Below are 17,539 nucleotides of genomic sequence, written 5' to 3'. Positions count from 1 at the left end.
AGAGCTGTTGCCGAAGTGCCGTGGGTCCGCTCAGGCGGCCCGGGAGAAGCGGCGGTGGATCCCGCGTGTCGCCGCTCTGCTGACACTCGCCATCGGTCTGCTGGACATGGCCTCGGCCGTGACCCCGGGGTGGCGCTCGCGCCTCGACGACCTGAGGGCACTGCTGCCCATGGCGGTGTCACGGCAGGCGTCTGCGTTCACCGTCGTCGTCGGGATGCTGCTGGTGCTGCTCTCCGCGGGGCTGCGCCGGCGGAAGCGGCGGGCCTGGCGGGCCACGGTGGTCCTGTTGGCCGTCAGCGTCGTCCTGCACGTGCTCAAGGGCCTGGACTACGAGGAGGCCACCGGGTCGGCGGCCCTGCTGGCGGCCCTCGTGGTGACCCGCGGGGAGTTCCGCGCCAAGGGTGACCCGACGACACGCTGGCGCGCGATCGGCGTCGGGTCGTTCCTCGCCGTGGTCTCCATCGTGGTCGGCCTGGTTCTGCTGCGGCTGCGCCACGACCGGATCGTCGGCCCGCATCCGCTGTCGGCCCAGCTGGAACAGGTCGTCCTGGGGATGGTCGGAATCCAGGGCCCGCTGACGTTCGCCTCGGCCCGGTTCGCCGATCTCGTCTTCCGGATCCTGCTGACCATGGGCGTGCTGACCATCGTCAGCACCGGCTACCTCGCGCTGCGGCCGCCCGAGCCCCGTCCGATGCTGACCGAGGAGGACGTGGCCCGGGTGCGTGCCCTGCTGGCCCGGCGCGGAGCGGACGACTCGCTCGGCTACTTCGTCCTGCGCTCGGACAAGTCCGTTGTCTGGTCGCCGAGCGGAAAGGCCTGCGTGGCCTACCGCGTGGTCTCAGGTGTGATGCTCGCCAGCGGTGACCCGCTCGGAGACCGGGAGGCCTGGCCCGGGGCTCTCACCGAGTTCCTTCGTGAGGCGGCCGATCATGCCTGGGTCCCCGCGGTCATCGGATGCTCCGAGGCGGGCGGCCTGGCCTGGACCCGCGTCGGCCTGTCGGTGTTGGAGATCGGGGACGAGGCCATCCTCGACACCGCGGCCTTCAGCCTGGAAGGCCGGTCGATGCGCAACGTCCGCCAGGCCGTCGCCCGCGTCGAGCGCGCCGGCTACACCGCGGTCGTCCAACGGGTCAGCGAACTGACCCCGCAGGATCTGGCACTGCTGCGCAACCAGGTGGCCCGCTGGCGCGGCAGTGAGACCGAACGTGGGTTCTCCATGGCGCTGGGCCGCATCGGTGATCCCGCCGATGGCAACTGCGTCGTCGTCACGGCCTACTCGGCCGGGGCACCGCCGCCCGACCGGGAAGCACCCGGCACCGCGGCACCGCAGGACGCGGCCCTGCCCCCGGAGGAGGCGAAGCCGGACGAGACCGCCGAGCCCAGACCGCGCGCGGTGCTCCACTTCGTTCCCTGGGGGCGCGACGGGCTGTCGCTGGACGTCATGACACGCGACCGCACCGCCGACAACGGCGTCAACGAGTTCCTCATCGTCCAGGCCGTGCGCCAGGCCCAGCAGCTCGGTGTACGGCGGATCTCGCTGAACTTCGCGGTCTTCCGATCCGCGATCGAACGCGGCGAACGCCTCGGCGCCGGCCCGATGATCCGCTGGTGGCGCGGGCTGCTGATCTTCCTTTCCCGCTGGTTCCAGATCGACAGCCTCTACCGGTTCAACGCCAAGTTCTCCCCGACCTGGTCGCCACGCTATGTCTGTTATCCCAACACCGTTGACCTGCCCCGGATCGCCCTGGCCATGCTCGAGGCCGAGGCGTTCCTGGTCTGGCCACGCTGGCGGGAACACCTCCCGCTCCCCCGCCGCCACCGCGGCAGGCGCTGCGAGGGCTAGCGACCGGTCAGCGGCGCGAGTGCGCGGTCTCCTCCGCCGTGTGACTGTCCCGGAGCCGGCGGTGATCCCCTTGGGTATCAGGAACCGCCCACTCGCCGCATCGTGCCGCTGATCTGCCGTGGGACGCCGGGGGCCCACGTCACCGTACCGGCGATCCCCGCGACACCGGCGTCGGAGCGGGCCGCGGCACCGGCGCCGACACGCGAACCCGCGCCGGCACCAGCCCTGGCGCCAGCACCATCACCAGCACCGAGGCGATCCGCCGGAAGGCCGCCCCGAGACCCCGGATGATTGCCCTGTAGCAGCGACTCGACGAACAGCACGGTGAGCGCCGCGGCCAGCCGCGCACCAGGCCCGGACAGGACCCGGTGGCCACCCGGTACCGACTCCAGCCGGGCGGTCCGCACCGTCCGGGTGATGATCCGCGCGAGGTGGTGCGGGCTGACCTCGTCGTGACGGCCGTGGATGAGCAGAGCGGGAAGATCGGGAAGCGCCCGCGGCGGCAGGCCCTCGGGCATCTCGCCCGCGAACGCCCGGTGCAGCAGCGGCAGGCCGAGCAGGACGAGCGCGTCCGGCCGCAGCGCCGGTGAACCAGCCAGCTCCAGCGCGCGCAACGCCCCGGTGTCGGAACCGAACAGGACGAACGGGGCCCCGGGCCGCCGGGCTTCGGCAAGCGCGACGTCGGCATGTTCGGCCGACCCAAGGAACGTCACGTCGTAGCCGTCGACAGCCAGCCGCAGCGCGACCCGTTCGAAGTGGGTGACGTCCTCGCCGCGGCCGGGCATGAGCACGATCGACGCGCGGGGCGGGCTGTTCCCGTCCATCGCGGGCCAGAAGCGGGTAGCGGCGCGACCGAGATAGCCGCGAAGATGGCGGTTGGAGCGCGCCGGGGTCTGTCGGCTGTCAGTGACGGAGGACATCTGTTGCTCCTGGAAACGGGGACACCGGCGCCGAACACGCCGTTTGTCCCGGACGGGAGGGACGGGCCCGGTTTCTTCGCCAATGAGCTCGGAAACCGGTGTGAGAACCGCCGGAAAACCGGCAACGGAAACGTCGACACAACAGTGCCGTAGAACTGTACGGGAAACCGTTCAGGATGTCGGTGACTGCACCGGGCCCGCGCGTCGTCCACCCGACGGAAAGCACCCCAGCCAGGGCCGGAACGCTCGGTGGGAGAAACTGTCAGGCGGGTACGGAAAACACCATGATCAGGCCACCGCGAGCAACGGGGCGACCCAAGCGACGGCCGGCAACCTCAGTACGCGGATGACCGTCAACAGGCCGCGGAGGAAACCAGCAGAAAGTCGATGTGGCAGCGGGTCACGAGGCGCGTCGCACGCAAAACCCTGGTTGTTGGCGAACCCAGTGTTGGCGAACCCAGCCGCGACATACGACGACTCTGCGCCGCCGCGGCCCGGATGTCAACAGTTTCGCGGTAGGCCGCTGTAATTCTGACGCCGCCCCACCGACGCAATGCCCGGAAAGCGGCCGTCATCGGCTTCCGAACCGGGCCGGGCGGGCAGCCGGGGCGGGAGGCCGGGCACGCAGCCAGGGCAGGAGGCCGGACGCGCGGCTGGACCGGTGCGTGTGCGCACGAGGTCGCGCTCCCGCCCCTGCTCCGCGGACGCACCTGATGCGACGCACGCGGGCTGGCACTCCACCCCAGGGCGCGTCGCTGTCCCGCCGCCGGTCCGGGCCGAGCCCCTGAGCTCAGCAGTTCCGGCGTCCATCTGTGGCCGGCCAGCGGCCGAGCCAGGCATTCCCGGCGCCGCCCCTCATTGGCCGACTCACTACATAATGGTGAGGTGGACGGTCTTGAGGCTGCCTGGCGTGAACTGCGGACAACCTCGAAGCCCGGTGTCAGCCTGCCGCATCTCGCGGCGGACGCATTGGCGAGCGGTTTCGACAGCCCGAGCCTGCGAGAGCTTGCCGGGCTCGGTTTCCGAGATGAGCTCGAGGCACGCCGTCTGCTCCCGGTGGTGTTGCAGGAACTGGGCCGCGATCCAGATCTCGCGGTGGATCCGGCTGACCCCCGGAGCAAGGTTGTGCCCTGGGCCGCGGCGCGCACGCAACTCGCACCCGATCTCGTCCACCGCGCCGAGCAGGCGCTGGCGGTGGTGCGGCGAGATCTGGCACCGATCGAGAGCCGGGTCGGCCGGCTGACGCTCTTCTGGTCGGGCCGATCCGACGACGACGGCGATCCGATTCTTGAGGTCGGCTTCGACGACGAGCCGTTCCTGGGCTCGTGGTGCGCGGACCCACAGGAGTTCTCGAGCGGAGCGGACCTGCCCCACCTGGTCCGGTCGATCGCGGCGAGCACGCAGGAATGCATTATGGAAACATTCCAGTCCTACTGGCCGACCTGTTCGCTTCATCGCCGCGGCCTGCATCTGCCCGACCGGGACTCGGGGCCGGGCGATTCGGGGCCGGGCGATTCGGGGCCGGGCGATTCGGGATGGCCGGCCTGGCACTGCCGGGCCGCACCCGGGCATGATGTCGCCCTCGTCGGAGGACTGGCCGAGGCGCAGCTGGGCTGACTGGTGATGCTGTGCTGACCACGGAGCGGGCGCGCACCGAGCTCGCGATACGCGGGTTGTTGTCGTGGCGAGCTTCGGGTTCAGGGGAGCTCGCGCACGGCCGATCCGCGCCGAGAGCGGGCTACGGCTTGCGGCCAACACCACCGAAGATGTGGAGCGACTGCGGCTCCTGCCCGGGCACGGGCCGCCAGAACGGCGTCGAGACCACGCCCGGCTCGACGATCTCGAGCCCGTCGAAGAAGGATGTGACCTGCTCCGGGGTGCGCAGGTTGTAGGGGTGACCGTCGGCCTGGGTGATCTCGATCGCCTTGTCGACGTCCTCGCCGTGGGTGCCGTCGTTGAGCGCCAAATAGCTGCCCGACGGCACCTCGCCGAGCAGGTGCCTCACGATTGCCCGTGCCTCATCGGTGTCGGCGACATTCCCCATGATGCCGAACATGACGAGCGCGACCGGCCTGGTGAAGTCCAGGAGCTCGGCCGCCCCGGTGAGAATTCCGGCGGGGTCACGAACGTCGGAGTCGACATAGGCGGTGGCGCCGCCGGGTGCGCTGGTCAGCAGTGCGCGGGCATGCACCAGCACCAGCGGATCGTTGTCGACATAGACGACGCGGGACTCCGGGGCGATTCGCTGCGCGACCTCATGGGTGTTGTCCGCCGTCGGCAGGCCGGTGCCGATGTCCAGGAACTGGCGAATACCGACCTCGCCGGCGAGAAACGTGACCGCGCGGACCAGGAACTCCCGCTGCGCGCGGGCGACCCGGACAATGTCCGGGTAGACCTCGTAGACCTTGTCGCCCAACTCCCGGTCGGCGGGAAAGTTGTCCTTGCCTCCGAGCCAGTAGTTCCAGACCCGCGCGGAGTGCGGCACATCCGTGTCCACCCGGGACCATGCGCTCTGCGCCAACTCGTCAGCACCCATGTTGACCATCATGCACACCCTGGTGCATCCCGCAGCGGGATGGTCACGATCGGAGACTCCCGACCCGGCGTCTGTTGGGCGTAAGTCGTTGTCTTCCACCGGCAACCCGCCGGGCCGTGTGTGCTCAGGTCTTCCGCGCCGCACCGGCCTCCAGCCAGAAACGTCTGCGCTGGAAGGCGTAGGTGGGCAGGTCCACCCTGCGGGCGCCGGTTCCGGTGAGGAATGCCTGCCAGTTCACCACGACGCCGCGGATGTGCAGCGCGGCCAGCAGATCCGTGACGCCCCGGACCGCTGTGCGGCCAGCGGGTAGCAACACCAGGTCGGCTGCGCCGTTCGACCTGCCGCCATCCGCCGCGGACGTCCCGATGACCACCGCCGTGGCGGTGGAGGGAACCCGGCGGTCGTCAGGGGACGACGGGACCGACGACGGATGCGTCGCGATCAGAGCGCGTACGTCGTCGGCGGTCAGGGTGCCGTTCACATATGCGGCGGCCAGTTCGCCCGTGCCGACGCCGAGAACCATGTCCGCGCGCACTCCGCAGGATTCCAACAGCCGGCAGAGCGCGACCTGCGAGGCGAAACCCGCCCAGGCCTCCGGGGCGGTGTTCCCGCCCGCGCGTTCGAGCCCTGGTTCGTCGAACGCAGTGCCGATGGCCCGCAGTGCGGCCGCGAAGGCGGCGAAGCGCTCCGCCAGCGCGCTGCCATGGCCCGGAAGCCTGCCGGGCCGGTCGGGGAAGACGAAGGCGAGCGGAACGCCGGCAGCCGCGAAGCCGGATGTCGTGCCGACCGGAGCGGCCCGGTCGGCGTGCCCCGCGCTGACGACACCTCGCGTCACGGTCACCGGCTCCGCCGAACCGACGGCGCGCGAACCGTCGGCGGGTGCGACCTCCGTCTCGGCTGTGTGGGTTCCCGCGGCGACGGCGGCGAGTCCCCGACTGAGCTGGGCGACGTCGGCGGCGACGAGTACCGCCCGGTGCTCGAAGGCGGAGCGGCCGGTCGCCAGCGTGTACGCGACATCGGCCGGGGCGAGGTCGGGGTTTTCGTTCAGGTGCGCGAGCAGTCGCTCGGCCTGACCGCGCAGGCCGGCCGCGGATCGCGCCGAGAGCAGCCAGGGCACGACGGCAAGGCCCCCGTCGCTGCCTTCGCCCGCGCGGCGGGCCGTGGGTTCCTCGTTCTCCCGCGGAACCTGTTCGAGGACGGCGTGGGCCAGGGTGCCGTTGGCTCCGAAGGAGGAGACACCGATCCGCCTGGGGCGGCCTTCGGTGGCCGGCCAGGGGACGGATTCCCGCAACAGCGCCACACCGCCGTGTGCCCAGTCGGCGTGCGGGGTCGGCGCGTCCACGTGCAGGGTGCGCGGGAGAACCCCGTGCCGCATCGCCATCACGGCCTTGATCACGGCACCGGCACCGCCGGCGGCCTGGGTGTGCCCGAGGTTCGACTTCAGCGATCCGAGCCACAGCGGCCGGCCGGTGGGCCGGCCACGGCCGTAGGTCGCGAGCAGCGCGGCGAGCTCGATCGGGTCGCCGACCGGGGTGCCGGTGCCGTGGCCCTCGACCGCGTCGACGTCGCCCGGTTCGAGGCGGGCGTCCGCGAGCGCGCGGGTGATCAGCCGTTCCTGGGATGCCGCGCTGGGCGCGGTGAAGCCGTTGGTGGCACCGCTCTGGTCGACCGCGCTGCCGCGCACCACCGCGAGCACCGGGTGACCGTTGCGCCGGGCGACGCTGAGGCGTTCCACCAGCAGGACGCCGACGCCTTCGGAGATGCCGGTGCCGTCGGCGGCGGCGGCGAACGACTTGCAGCGGCTGTCCGCGGCCAGGCCCTGGCCCGTCCTGGTGGTCTCCTCCCACAGCTCGGTGGTGGCGAGCACGGACACCCCGCCGACCAGCGCCAGGGAGCACTCACCACGCCGCAGGGCCTGGCTGGCCAGGTGCAGGCCGACGAGCGACGAGGCGCAGGCGGCGTCCAGGGTGACGCACGGTCCTTCGAGGCCGAGGGTGTAGGCGACCCGGCCGGACGCGATGCTGCCTGCGCTGCCGAAGTAGGTGTAGCCGTCGATTCCCGGAGGGGGCGGGCGCAACCGGTAACCATAGTCGTGAAAGATCACGCCGAAGAACACACCGGTACTGCTGCCGCGGGCGGTGAGCGGGTCGATGCCCGCGTGCTCGAACGCCTCCCACGAGGTCTCCAGCAGCAGGCGCTGCTGCGGGTCGGTCGCCAGCGCCTCGTTCTCCGTAAGGCCGAAGAACTCCGGGTCGAAGTCGGCCGCGTCGTGCAGGAACCCGCCACCGAAGCACGGCAGGGCGGACGTGTCCCACCCGCGGTTCGACGGGAACGGGGAGATCGCGTCGCCGCCGGCGGCGACGAACCGCCACAGCTCGTCCGGGGAACGCAGACCGCCCGGGAAACGGCAGGCCATCCCGATCACGGCGATGGGTTCGGTCGTCGCGGCGAGCTGCCGACGCAGGCGCTCGTTCTCCTTCATCGTCGCCCGCAGCGCCTCGACGAGTCTGTCGGCGGTGTTGGTCACCCTTGCCTCCGGCGGTCGGTGTCGCACACAGGTCGGTCGATCAGGAGTCGTCGCCGAGCGCCAGCCGGATCAGGGCCTCGGCATCCATCTCGTCGAACGCGGTGTCGATGTGCTCGTCCGGTTCCCCGCCGTGAGCGGCCACGGCCACCGGCGGTCCCGCCGCCACGTCGCCGGGCCCCGAGCCGGGCCCCGAGCCGGGCCCCGAGCTGGGCGCGGTGCGGGGCGAGGTGTCGTCGCTCCCGGTGGCTGGATCGGGGGCATGCAGCTGATCCCGCAGGTGGCCGGCAATCGCGGCGGGCGTCGGAAAGTCGAAGACGAGCGTCGGCCGCAGACGCACCCCGGTCGCGGCCGCCAGTCGGTTGCGGAACTGCAGTGACGCCAGTGAGTCGAACCCCAGTTCCTTGAACGGCCGGTGTGGGGCCACCTCGTCGGCGGACGCGTGGCCCAGCGCCGCCGCGGCCGTGGCGCACACGGCATCCAGCAGGAGCCTGTCCCGCTCGGTGGCGCTCAGCCCGGCCAGCCGCTGGGTCAGGGTGCGGGCCGAGACCCCGGTGGCGCTGTCGACCGTCCGCCGGACCGGACGGCGGACGAGGCCGCGCAGCAGTGGCGTGACAGCGTCGGCCGGCAGCGAGCGCGGATCCAGCCGCATCGGCAGCAGGACGGGACGATCGTCGGCGAGCGCGGCGTCCAGCAGTGCCATCCCATCGGCCGCGGAGATCGGGAGCAGTCCGCCCGCGGCCATCCGGCGCGCCAGTGCGGCTGGCTCGAGATGGCCGGCCATCGCGCTGCGAGGAGCCCAGTATCCCCAGCCGAGGGCGACCGCGGGCAGCCCGGCGAGGCGGCGGTGGCGGGCCAGCGCCTCCAGGAAGGTGTTGGCGGCGGCGTAGTTGCCCTGCCCGGGGCTGCCGAACGTCGCCGCGGACGACGAGAACATCACGAACGCGTGCAGGTCGTGGCCCTGGGTCAGCTCGTGCAGGTGCAGCGCGGCGTCCATCTTCGGGCGCAGCACGCGCTCCAGGCGGTCAGGGGTGAGGGAGCCGAGCACGCCGTCGTCGAGCACACCGGCGGTGTGGACGACCGCGGTCAGCGGATGATCGGCGGGGATCGCGGCCAGCAGGTCGGCCACCGCGGCCCGGTCCGCGACATCGCAGGCCGCCACCGTGACCCGGGCGCCCAGCGCGGCCAGCTCGTCGGCCAGCGCGGTGGCGCCGGGGGCGTGCGGGCCGCCGCGGCTGGCCAGCAACAGGTGCCGGACTCCGTGCGTGGTGACCAGATGCCGCGCGACCAGCCCGCCGAGCGTTCCGGTGCCTCCGGTGATCAGCGTCGTCCCGTCGCGCCTCCACCCGGCGGGCGCCTCCGTCGTCGCCTCGGCACCCGTCGACGTCGCCGTCGACCTGGCGGTTGCTCTGGCTGTCGATCTGGCCGTCGACGCGCGGACGAGCCGCTGGCCCAACACGGCACCGGCCCGGATCACGACCCGGGGCTCCGGGCAGCTGACCGCGGCCGGCAGAGCTCGGGACGACTCCGGGGCGGCATCGACATCCACGAGCAGGAAACGATCCGGGTTCTCGGACGCGGCGGAGGCGACGAGCCCCCAGACCGGTGCGGTGACGAGATCGACACCGCCATCGCCGGGCGCGTCCGCGACCGCGTCTCTGGTGACGACGACGAACCTGGTGGCGGCGAAACGCTCGTCGGCGAGCCAGTCCCGCGCCAGTGTCAGGATCCGCCGCAGGGCCGCGCGCGCCGCCAGCGCGATGTCACCACCGGATTCGGTGGCCTCCGTCGGCCGCGGCGGGCAGGTGACCAGGAGGACGTCGGGAACAGGATGCCCCGTGCCGTCCCCGGCCGCCTCGGCCAGATCGGCGCAGCCGTGGATGTCCACGCCGGCCAGCGCGAGCGCGGTGCGCAGCCCGAACGGATCCGGCCCCACGACCGCCCACCGCCGTGCCGCCGGCGCCGGAACCACCTGGCCCGACCCGGGCTGGGCCTGGCCCGTCGCCGGTACCCATTCGACCGCGAACATCGCGTCCGTGAGCTGCCCGGGCCGCGCGCGCAGCCGAGTGGGCTCCACCTCCCGGAACACGATCGAGCCGACCGACGCCACCGGCGCGCCGGTATGGTCGGCGATCCGCACGGCGACCGCGTCCGGCCCGGCGCCGACGGCGTGGACGCGGAGGGTCCGCGCCCCGGTCGCGTGCAGGCACACCTCGTGATATTCGGCGGAGGTGACGACCGGTGCGCCGGCGGCCGTCGGGACCGAGCCGGTGAGCCCTCCCGCCCCGGGAACGGGCGACCCACGACCTGGTCGGGAGGCCTGCCCGGCCCCATCGGCCTCCAGATGGTGCCAGAGAGCAAGCTGACCGGCTGCCGCGAGCAGCGCCGGGTGGAGCCCGAACCGGCTCCCGTCGTCGTCGGCGTCCGTGTCGGCGTCCGTGTCGGCGCCACCGTCGTGATCAGCGTCGAGGCTGTGGTCATGGCCGGGCCCGTGAGCACCGGATCCGAGGGTGATCTCGGCGAACAGCCCGGTCGGTGCCCGCCAGACGGAGGTCAGCCGGGGCCCCTCCTGCGGATCTCCGTGGCCCGCGGCGCGAAGGCCCGCGTAGAGGACGTCGATGTCCAGCGGCGAGGCGCCCGCGGGAGGCCAGACGTCCAGGTCGACGGTGGGCGCGGCCGTGTCGGCCAGCACCGCAGGGGTGCCGGTCAGCACCGCGGTCGCGTGGGCCGTCCAGGTCGCGTCAGCCGGGGCGTCGTCCGGGCAGGCGTGCACCGTCAGCGGACGGCGCCCGGTACCGTCCGGCGGGCCGATCCGCGCCTGGATGCGAAGCCCACCGGATTCGGGCAGAACCAGCGGTTCGGTCACGGCAAGCTCGGTCACCGTCGTCGCGCCGACCTCGTCACCGGCGCGGATGGCCAGTTCCACCAGAACGGAGTCCGGCGCGACCGGGATCCCGGCGAGGGTGCGCCCGACCAGCCACGGCTGCGTCGCGATGGCGATCCGGCCCGTCAACAGCTGGCCGCCGTCGGCGAGCGGCACCACCTCGGTGAGCAGCGGATGGTCCAGCGCCTCACCAGCCGCGGTCACGCCGCTCGCGGGGCGCGGCGCGGCGGCCCGTGGCCAGAATCGTCGGCGTTGGAAGGCGTAGGTCGGCAGCGCGGCCGGGCGGGCCGGGGTGCCGGCGAACGCCGCCCGCCAGTCGACGTCGACGCCGCGGACATGCAGCTGCGCGAGCGCGTGGAGCAGGCGGTCCGCCCCTCCCCCGCCTCGTTGCAGCGTGCCGACGACGGCGGCGTCGCGACCGGCCTGCTCCACCGTCTCCGCGAGCGCGAACCCGACCACCGGGTGCGGGCTGACCTCGACGAACGTGTCGAAGCCGGCTGCCAGCAGCGCGGTGGTGGCCGCTTCGAGCAGCACCGGTTCGCGGGTGTTGGAGTACCAGTACTCGGCGCCGGGCGGCGTCCCGTCCAGCAGCCCGCCGGTCACCGTCGAGTAGAACGGGATCCGCGCCCGGCTGCCCGTCACCGGCCGGAGGATCTCCATCAGCTCGGGACGGATGCCGTCCACCTGGGCGCAGTGCGTCGCGACCGACGCCGCCACACTCCGCGCGCGAACGCCCTCGTCGGTGAGTTCGGCGAGCAGCTCCGTCAGGGCGGCGGTCTCCCCCGCGACGGTGACCTGGCGTGGACCGTTGACACCGCCGATGGCGAGCCGGCCGCCGAAGCGGGCGAGCCGGGCCCGCACGTCGGCGGCGGGCAGTGCGACGGAGGCCAACGCTCCGCGGCCGCGCAGGCGCTCGGCCAGCAGCCGGCTGCGCAGCGCGATGACCCGGGCGGCGTCGGCGAGGGAGAGGATCCCGGCGACGTGCGCGGCGGCGACCTCGCCCTGGCTGGTCCCGACCACCGCGGCCGGGGTCACTCCGTAGGCCTCCCAGGCCGCCGCGAGCGACACCATCATCGACATCAGGGCGGGCTGGATCACCTCGATGTCGTCGAGCCCGGGAGCGTGCTCGGCACCGCTGACAACGTCCAGCAGGGACCAGCCGAAGTAGGGGGCGAACGCCTCGGCGCAGGCGGTCATCCGCTCGCGGAACGGTGGGCAGGACCTGAGCAGCTCCCGGCCCATGCCGGCCCACTGGGAGCCCTGCCCGGGGAAGACGAAGGCGACCCGTGGGTCAGGTCGCGCCAGACCCCGCGCGACCAGCGCACCCGCCGGGTCGTCGGTGAAGGTGACGGAGGTGATCGCGGGGTCGGCGACGAGCCCGTCGGCGGGACCCGGCTCGGCGGCGAGCCGCGCGAGCCCGGCGCCCAGCCCCGCGCGGTCCGCGCCGACGACGACGGCCCGGTGGTCGAACGTGCCGCGTGTGGTCACCGTGGCCAGGCCGACATCCGGCACGGCCGCGTCGGGATGGTCGGCGAGATGGGCGGCCAGTCGCCGAGCCTGGGCACGCAGAGCCCGCTCGCTGCGCGCCGAGACGAGCAACGGCACCGGGAGTGGCTCCGCCCGGGGCGCCTGGCCACCGTCGGCCCCGGTCGGGACGTCCGGCCCGCCAGCCGCGGGGTCGTCTGCCGCGGGGTCGCCCTCCACCGGGTCGTCGGGTGCCTCACGGACGATCACGTGAGCGTTGGTGCCGCTGATCCCGAAGGCGGAGACCCCGGCCCGGCGCGGGCCTCGCCCGTTCGAGTCGGGTCCGTCCGGGCCGGGCCCGTTCCGCGGGTCCGCGCCGGCGGGGCGGTCCGGCCAGGGGATCCGTTCGGTCAGCAGCCGGACGGTGCCCGCGTCCCAGTCGACGTGCGGGGTGGGCTCGGTGGCGTGCAGTGTGCGCGGCAGCTGGCCGTGCCGCATCGCCAGGACCATTTTGATCACTCCGGCGACCCCGGCGGCGGCCTGGGTGTGCCCGATGTTGGACTTCAGCGATCCCAGCCACAGCGGTTGCCGCGCCGGCCGGTCCCGGCCGTAGGTGGCGATGAGCGCCTGGGCCTCGATGGGATCACCCAGCTTCGTCCCGGTTCCGTGTGCCTCCACCGCGTCGACGTCGGACGCGGACAGCCCGGCGGCGGCGAGCGCCTGGCGGATCACCCGTTGCTGCGCCGGGCCGTTCGGCGCGCTGAGCCCGTTCGACGCGCCGTCGGAGTTGACCGCGCTGCCCTCGACCAGGGCGAGCACCGGATGACCGTTGCGGCGGGCGTCACCGAGCCGTTCCAGGACCAGGATCCCGACGCCCTCGGACAGCCCCGTTCCGTTGCCGCCCGCGCCGAAGGCCTGACAGCGACCGTCCGGCGACAGCGCGCGCTGCCGGCTGAACTCGACGTACATCAGCGGCGAGGACATCACCACCGCGGCTCCGGCCAGGGCCAGTGAGCACTCCCCCTGCCGCAGTGCCGCGACCGCCTGGTGCAGGGCCACCAGCGAGGACGAACAGGCGGTGTCCACCGTGACGGCCGGCCCCTGCAGTCCGAGGGCGTAGGAGATGCGGCCGGACATCACGCTGGCGGCGTTGCCGATGCCGATGTAGCCCTCCATCGGCTCGGCGGCGGCCATCGCCCGCGGTCCGTAGTCCTGGACGTTGGTGCCGACGAACACGCCCCCGGAGGTTCCGTGCAGACTGGCCGGGTCGATGCCGGCGCGTTCGAGCGCCTCCCAGGACACCTCGAGCAGCAGGCGCTGCTGGGGGTCCATCGCCAAGGCCTCGCGGGGGCCGATACCGAAGAACTCGGCGTCGAACTCCGCGACGTCGGCGAGGAAGCCGCCGTGGCGCACATAGGAGGTGCCGGGGCGCTCGGGGTCCGGGTCGTAGAGGTCATCGAGGTTCCAGCCCCGGTCGGCCGGGAACTCGGTGATCGCGTCCTGTCCGTCGGCCACCAGCCGCCACAGGTCCTCGGGTGAGCGGACCCCGCCGGGCAGCCGGCAGGCCATGGCGACGATCGCGACCGGTTCGGCCTCGGAGAGAGCGCCGAGGCCCGCGACCGCCCCGCCGGCGGTAGGGCCGGGGACCGGGTTCGCGTCGGTGCTCGTGCCGAGGCTCGCGGCGAGCTCCGTGCCGAGGAACTCCGCGAGCGCGGCCGGGGTCGGATAGTCGAACACCAGCGTGGCCGGCAGCCGCAGGCCGAACACCTCGCCGATCCGGTTCCGCAGGTCGACGGAGGTGAGTGAGTCGAAGCCGAGGTCCCGGAAGGCACGCTGCGCACCCACCGTCGCCGCGTCGGCGTGCCCGAGCACGGCCGCGGCCCTGGCCCGGACCTCGTCGACAAGCGCGCGGTCACGCTCGCCGTCGGGCAGGGCGGCGAGCCGGCGGACCAGCGGCGGCATCTCCTGCGCTGACGTCGTCCCGCCCCCGGTGCGACGATCGGCCAGCTCACGTGCCTCGGGCAGCGTGTCGAGCAGCGGACGGGGGCCGGCCGAGGTGAAGACGGGGATGAAACGACTCCAGTCGATCTCGGCGACCACCACCTCGGTCTCGTCGTGGTCGAGTGCCTGCCCCATGGCTTCCAGCGCCAGGTCCGGGTCGAGAAAGCCCAGTCCGCGCGCCCGCTGCCGCCGTGCCGTCGGATCGTCGCCGGCGCCGTCGCCGTCGCCGTAACTGTCGTTGTCGCCGTAACTGTCGTTGTCGCCGTAACCGTCGTTGTCGCTGCCGCCAGGCGCGACGCCGACGGAATCGGTGGCGGGCGCGGTGCCGTCCGCCCGCAGCGGTCGCCACAGGCCCCAGGCGATCGAGGTCGCGGGCAGGCCCCGGGCCCGGCGCCGCTGCGCCAGCGCGTCCAGGTAGGCGTTCGCGGCGGCGTAGGCCGCGTGATCCGCGCTGCCCCACACTCCGGTGACCGAGGAGAACAGCACGAACGCGTCGAGCGTGTCGGTGTCGAACAGCTCGTCGAGGACCTGCGCGGCACCCGCCTTCGTGGCGAGGACAGCGGCGAGCTCGCCGGGAGTGACGTCGTCCAGGGGGCGCAGCCCCAGCAGCGCGGCGGCGTGCACGACCGCGCGGATCGGCTCGTCAGCGGTGCCGTGCGCGCCGACGACCGCGGCCAGCGCGTCGGGATCGGCCGGGTCACAGGTGGCGACGGTCAGTCGTGTCAGCTGCCGCGGGTGCTGCTCAGGCCGCGGATGCTGGGACCGCCCATGCAGCGGGGCGAGGTCGGGGTCGTCGGCCCGGTGCGGCCCGACGAGCACGACATTGTCGGCGCCGTGGTCGAACAGCCAGCTGACCAGATACGGGCCGAGCGGGCCACCACCGCTCGTGACCAGGACCGTCCCTCGCGGACGCCACCGACGGGGCGCGACAGCACCGAGCGGAGCCCGTGACAGCCTGCGGGCGAACACGGCCTGGGCCCGGATCGCGAGCTGGTCCTCGCCGGAGCTTCCTCGCAGGATGTCCCTCAGCCGCCCCCGTGCGCCTTCGTCGAGTGACGCGGGCAGGTCGACCAGTCCGCCCCAGCTGGCCGGGTGCTCCAGCGCCGCCACCCGGGCCAGGCCCCAGATCTGCGCCTGGCTCGGGTCAACCACAGGGCCATCGGCATCGGCATCGGCGGCTCCGGTGGACACCGCACCGCGGGTGAGGCACCACAACGGCGTGTCGGTCCCCAGGTCGCCCATCGCCTGCGTGAGCGCCAGCGTCGCGGCCACCCCGACTCCCAGGCCGGGCAGCTCGGGATGTGCGGCGTCCGTCAGCGCGAGCAGCGAGACCACGCCGCGGACGGCACCGTCACGGCCCGCCCCGGCCGAGCGCAGGCGGCTGGCGAACGCGTCCCGCGAGACGTCCTCGGCGCCGACCGGCAGGCTCACCACGTCGGAGCCGTCCTCGGCCAGGGCACGTGCCACGTCCGCACACACGGCGGTGACCTCGCCGGGCGCCGCCGACGGAACGAGCAACAGCCAGGTACCGGCGGCCTCGCCGCCCGTGGGCAGGCTGATCGGCTGCCAGCCGACGCGGTAGCGCAGGTCGTCGAGGGCGGCCCGGTGTCGGTGGCCGCGGCGCCACGCGGACAGCGCCGGCAGGATGTCGTGCAGCGAAGCGGTGGGGCCCAGGTCGAGGGCACCGGCGAGCGCGGGGACGTCGGCCTGTTCGACCATGTCCCAGAACGCCGCCTCCGACCCGTCGCCGCGGTCGGCGGACCGGGTGGGGGCGGTGGCCGAAAGCCAGTAGCGCCGGTGCTCGAACGGGTAGGTGGGCAGGTCGACCAGCCGCCCCCCGGCCACCAGCGGACCCCAGTCCACCGCCACGCCGCGGACCCACAGTTCCGCCGCGCTGGTGGCGAGCCGCCGCGGCCCACCGTCGTCACGCCGCAGCGACCCGACGACGACCGCGTCGTGGACGCCGGCGGCCTCCGCCGTGCCCGCGACCGCCGCGGTGAGCACCGGATGCGGGCTGACCTCCAGGAAGACCCGGCAGCCGTCCGCGACAAGCCCCTCGATGACGGTCCCGAAGCGCACCGTCGACCGCAGGTTCCGGTACCAGTAGTCACCGTCCATCACGGCCGGGTCCAGCGGGCCGCCGGTCACCGTCGACCACACCGGCACCGTGCCCGCGGCGGGCACCAGATCCGCGAGCTCCGCGGCGAGCGGCTCGCGGACCCGCTCCACCTGGGCGGTGTGGGAGGCGTAGTCCACCGGCAGCCGCCGGGCCCGTACGCCCTCGTGCTCCCAGCGGGCCAGCAGGTCCGCCAGCGCCTCCGGCGGCCCGGCCACCGTGGTCGCCGACGGCCCGTTCACCGCCGCGACCTCCAGCCCGCCGGCCTGGGCCGCCAGCAGCGCCTCGACCTCACCGGCCGGCAGTGCCACCGACGCCATGCCGCCCGCACCCGCCAGCACCCGTGCGATCACCCGCGACCGGACCGCCACCACCCGCGCCGCGTCCTGCACCGACAGCACGCCCGCGACGCACGCCGCCGCGATCTCCCCCTGTGAATGCCCCACGACCACGTCGGGCCGTACCCCCCACGACTCCCACACCGCCGCCAGACCCACCATCACCGCCCACGACACCGGCTGCACCACGTCCACCCGCTCGAGCGACGGCGCCCCCGCCACATCCCGCAGCACATCCACCACCGACCAGCCCACCAGCGGCCGCAACGCCTGATCACACTCCGCCACCCGCCGCGCGAACACCGCCGACGACTCCAGCAGCTCCACGCCCATCCCCGCCCACTGCGCCCCCTGCCCCGGAAACACCCACACCACCCGGTCATCACCACCGCGCACGGCCCCGCGGACCAGGTTCGTCACCGGCTCGCCGTCACCGGCGGCCAGGATCCGCAGGGCTTCGGAGTGCCCGTTCTCGTCGCCGTCCGCGAGAGCCCGTACCACCACCGCTCGGTGGTCGAGCGCCGCCCGCCCGCGGGCCAGGGACCAGCCGACGTCCAGCGCGGACGGAGCACCGTCACCGTGCGGTGGCGCACCGACGCCGGTGCCCGCCAGGCAGGCCGCCAGCCGCTCGGCCTGGGCCCGAAGAGCCGTCGCCGTCCGCGCCGACAGAACCCAGGGCACGACCCCGAAGCCACCGGCCACGACGGCGCTTTTCGCCGAGTCGCCGCCGGAGGTGCCCGCAGCGCTCGGCTCCGAGCCGGAATCCGCGGGCGCCGCTTCCGCCGGGGGCTCTTCGAGGATGACGTGCGCGTTCGTCCCCGACATCCCGAACGACGACACCCCCGCCCGCCGCACCCGACCCACCACCTCAGGCCACGCCACCGACTCCCGCACCACCTCCACACCCCCCACC

The 17,539-nt window shown here is 73.6% G+C and carries 6 protein-coding genes; 2 read left to right on the top strand and 4 right to left on the bottom strand.

What is annotated here, in order from left to right; genetic code table 11:
* Window positions 1-58: 58 nt before the first annotated feature.
* The gene (locus tag AWX74_RS13130) at window positions 59-1,843 is read left to right on the top strand and encodes a phosphatidylglycerol lysyltransferase domain-containing protein (protein WP_165615626.1); all 1,785 of its coding nucleotides are present in this window, start codon (window positions 59-61) and stop codon (window positions 1,841-1,843) included.
* 77 nt (window positions 1,844-1,920) lie between these two features.
* On the opposite strand, the gene AWX74_RS13125 is transcribed toward AWX74_RS13130, so the two are convergent.
* Window positions 1,921-2,763 carry an alpha/beta hydrolase gene (locus tag AWX74_RS13125; RefSeq protein WP_091275876.1) on the bottom strand — a complete coding sequence of 281 codons (843 nt, stop codon included), beginning with the start codon at window positions 2,761-2,763 and terminating at the stop codon, window positions 1,921-1,923.
* 885 nt (window positions 2,764-3,648) lie between these two features.
* Here AWX74_RS13125 and AWX74_RS13120 point away from each other — a divergent pair.
* Entirely contained in the window at window positions 3,649-4,380 is a 732-nt protein-coding gene (locus tag AWX74_RS13120) for a hypothetical protein (protein WP_091275872.1), read from the top strand.
* A 121-nt stretch (window positions 4,381-4,501) separates the two neighbouring features.
* On the opposite strand, the gene AWX74_RS13115 is transcribed toward AWX74_RS13120, so the two are convergent.
* From AWX74_RS13115 to AWX74_RS13105, 3 genes are all read right to left on the bottom strand, one after another.
* Window positions 4,502-5,308, bottom strand: coding sequence for an SAM-dependent methyltransferase (locus tag AWX74_RS13115; RefSeq protein WP_226931856.1), 807 nt, complete (start codon window positions 5,306-5,308; stop codon window positions 4,502-4,504).
* Window positions 5,309-5,423: 115 nt separating this feature from the next.
* Window positions 5,424-7,826: a type I polyketide synthase gene (locus tag AWX74_RS13110; RefSeq protein WP_091275867.1), complete on the bottom strand. Its 2,403-nt coding sequence runs from the start codon at window positions 7,824-7,826 to the stop codon at window positions 5,424-5,426.
* Between the two features lie 40 nt (window positions 7,827-7,866).
* Window positions 7,867-17,539, bottom strand: a 9,673-nt coding sequence (locus tag AWX74_RS13105; protein ID WP_091276731.1) for a type I polyketide synthase, incomplete at its 5' end; no start/stop codon positions are given.

Source organism: Parafrankia irregularis (assembly GCF_001536285.1).
Taxonomy (GTDB): Bacteria; Actinomycetota; Actinomycetes; order Frankiales; family Frankiaceae; genus Parafrankia; species Parafrankia irregularis.
Note: the sequence above shows the minus strand (reverse complement) of the source record. Positions and strands in the feature narration are given on the sequence as shown.